The organism is Trebonia sp. (assembly GCF_049794275.1).
GTDB lineage: Bacteria > Actinomycetota > Actinomycetes > Streptosporangiales > Streptosporangiaceae > Trebonia.
In genome coordinates, this window is sequence record NZ_JBARCR010000618.1 from 1 (window position 1) to 2,824 (window position 2,824).

Annotated in this window: 3 protein-coding genes; all 3 read left to right on the forward strand. The window is 67.7% G+C overall.

All coding sequences use genetic code 11. The features are described 5' to 3' along the window. Positions 1–536 (forward strand): DUF1214 domain-containing protein (locus WA805_RS16580; protein WP_425242786.1); only part of this gene is annotated, 536 nt, incomplete at its 5' end. A gap of 181 nt (positions 537–717) precedes the next feature. Then, complete coding sequence (locus tag WA805_RS16585; RefSeq protein WP_422272323.1) at positions 718–1,446, forward strand: helix-turn-helix transcriptional regulator; 729 nt, start codon at positions 718–720, stop codon at positions 1,444–1,446. A 4-nt stretch (positions 1,447–1,450) separates the two neighbouring features. After that, positions 1,451–2,824 (forward strand): Fe-S cluster assembly protein SufB (sufB, locus tag WA805_RS16590; protein WP_425242787.1); only part of this gene is annotated, 1,374 nt, incomplete at its 3' end.

Genomic DNA, 2,824 nt, shown 5'->3' on the forward strand with positions numbered 1-2,824 from the left:
GCTGGACGCTCGGCTTCCACGGGTTCGACTACAACCTCGACCATCTCGGCCCTGGCACGATCGACGACCCGGCGTGGAAGATGCCCGACCGCACGGCCAGCTACCTGGCGCGGGCGCTGGCCGCGCGGGCCGGCCTGTGGGGCAACCACGGGTACGAGGCGGCCTACGCGATGACCTTCACCGACGCCGACGGCGACCGGCTCGACGGCCGCCACAGCTACACCCTTACGTTCGGCGCGGGCCAGGACCCGCCGGCCGACGCCTTCTGGTCCATCACCATGTACGACCTGCCCGGCTTCTACCTGGTCGCCAACCCGATCGGCCGGTACTCCATCGGGGACAGGACGCCGGGCCTGCGAAGGGCCGCCGACGGGTCGCTGACGATCGTCATGCAGCACGAGCCGCCCGCGGACACGAGCAACTGGCTGCCGGCCCCCGCCGCGCCGTTCCGGCCCATCGCGCGGATATACCAGCCGCGGGCGGCGGTGCTCGACGGCAGCTACCGGCTCCCGCCCATCACGAAAGCGATAGCCTGACAAGCGCCTGACAAGCGCCCTACAAGCGCCCTACAAGCGAAGGCCCAGCCACCGGCGTGATTTACGTCACGCCGGTGTTGACAAAAACTTGCGACGCCCCTCCGATTTAGGGCACACTGGTGTTGTGAAAAACATCGGGACGACGCGCGCTGCAGGGAATCTCGCGTCCCCCGGTAGCGCTATACCAGGCGTACAAGGCGCACAGCATGGTCACGCGGTCACCGACCGCGGCACCCGCGGCCAGGTCGCCAGGCTGATCCTGGAGCTTGGCCCGTCGACCGCGAACACGCTGGGCAGCAGGCTCGGCCTCACGCCCGCGGCCATCCGGCGCCACCTGGACAACCTGATAAGCGAAGGCCTGATCGAAACGCGCACTGCCCGCACCTACGGCAACCGCGGCCGTGGCCGGCCGGCGAAGCTCTTCGTCATCACCGACGCGGGGCGCAGCGCTTTCGAGCACGCCTACGACGACCTGGCGACCGGCGCGCTAAGGTTCATCGCGCAGACGTCGGGCCCGGAGGCCGTCGCCGAGTTCGCCCGGCGGCAGGTGTCCGAGCTCGAGCGGCGGTACGAGCCAGTGATGGCCCAGGCGAGTGACCTCACCAGCCGGGTGCAGGCACTCGCGGGGGCGCTGTCCGCAGACGGCTACGCCGCCTCGGCCGGCCCCGCGCCGGCCATCGGCACGGCCCAGCTGGTCGGCGAGCAGATTTGCCAGCACCACTGCCCGGTCGCGCACGTCGCGGCCGAGTTCCCCGAGCTGTGCGAGGCGGAGACGGAAGCGTTCAGCAGGCTGCTCGGCACGCCGGTGCAGCGGCTGGCGACCATCGCGCACGGCGACGGGATCTGCACGACGCACGTGACATGCACGGAACGGGTAACGAAGACCCCCAACGAGTCCGGAGGGCTCTGACAATATGACGACCACCGCGAATGACCAGCTCGAAGGGCTGGGCACGTACAAGTTCGGCTGGGCCGACTCGGACGCGGCCGGCGCGTCCGCGCGCCGCGGACTGTCCGAAGAGGTGGTCCGCGACATCTCGGCACGCAAGAACGAGCCCGAGTGGATGCTCGAGATGCGGCTGAAGGGCCTCAAGTACTTCGGGCGCAAGCCGATGCCCTCCTTTGGCGCCGACCTGTCCGGAATCGACTTCGACAACATCAAGTACTTCGTCAGGTCGACGGAGAAGCAGGCGGAGTCGTGGGATGACCTCCCGGCCGACATCAAGAACACCTATGACAAGCTCGGCATCCCCGAGGCAGAAAAGCAGCGGCTGATCGCGGGTGTGGCCGCCCAGTACGAGTCCGAGGTCGTGTACCACAAGATCCGTGAGGACCTCGAGGAGAAGGGCGTCATCTTCCTCGACACCGACTCCGCCCTCAAGCAGCACCCGGAGCTGTTCAAGGAGTACTACGGCACCGTGATCCCGGCCGGCGACAACAAGTTCGCCGCGCTCAACACGGCCGTGTGGTCGGGCGGGAGCTTCATCTACGTGCCGAAGGGCGTGCACGTCGAGATCCCGCTGCAGGCCTACTTCCGGATCAACACCGAGAACATGGGCCAGTTCGAGCGGACCCTGATCATCGTCGACGAGGGCGCCTACGTGCACTACGTCGAGGGCTGCACCGCGCCGATCTACAAGTCCGACAGCCTGCACTCCGCGGTGGTCGAGATCATCGTGAAGAAGGACGCCCGCTGCCGGTACACCACGATCCAGAACTGGTCGAACAACGTGTACAACCTGGTGACCAAGCGCGCCGTCGCCCAGCAGGGCGCCACGATGGAGTGGATCGACGGCAACATCGGCTCCAAGGTAACGATGAAGTACCCGGCGGTCTACCTGATGGGAGAGCACGCCAGGGGCGAGACGCTCTCCGTCGCGTTCGCCGGCGAGGGCCAGCACCAGGACGCCGGCGCGAAGATGGTGCACTGCGCGCCGAACACCTCCTCCACCATCGTCTCCAAGTCGGTGGCCAGGGCGGGTGGCCGGACGTCCTACCGCGGCCTGGTCAACGTGCAGGAGGGCGCCGAGCACTCCAAGTCCAACGTCAAGTGCGACGCACTGCTGGTGGACTCGGTGAGCCGCAGCGACACCTACCCCTACGTGGACGTGCGCGAGGACGACGTGGAGATGGCGCACGAGGCCACCGTCTCCAAGATCTCCGAGGATCAGCTGTTCTACCTGATGAGCCGCGGCATGACCGAGGACGAGGCGATGGCCACGATCGTCCGCGGGTTCGTCGAGCCGATCGCCCGCGAGCTGCCGATGGAGTACGCGCTCGAGCTGAAC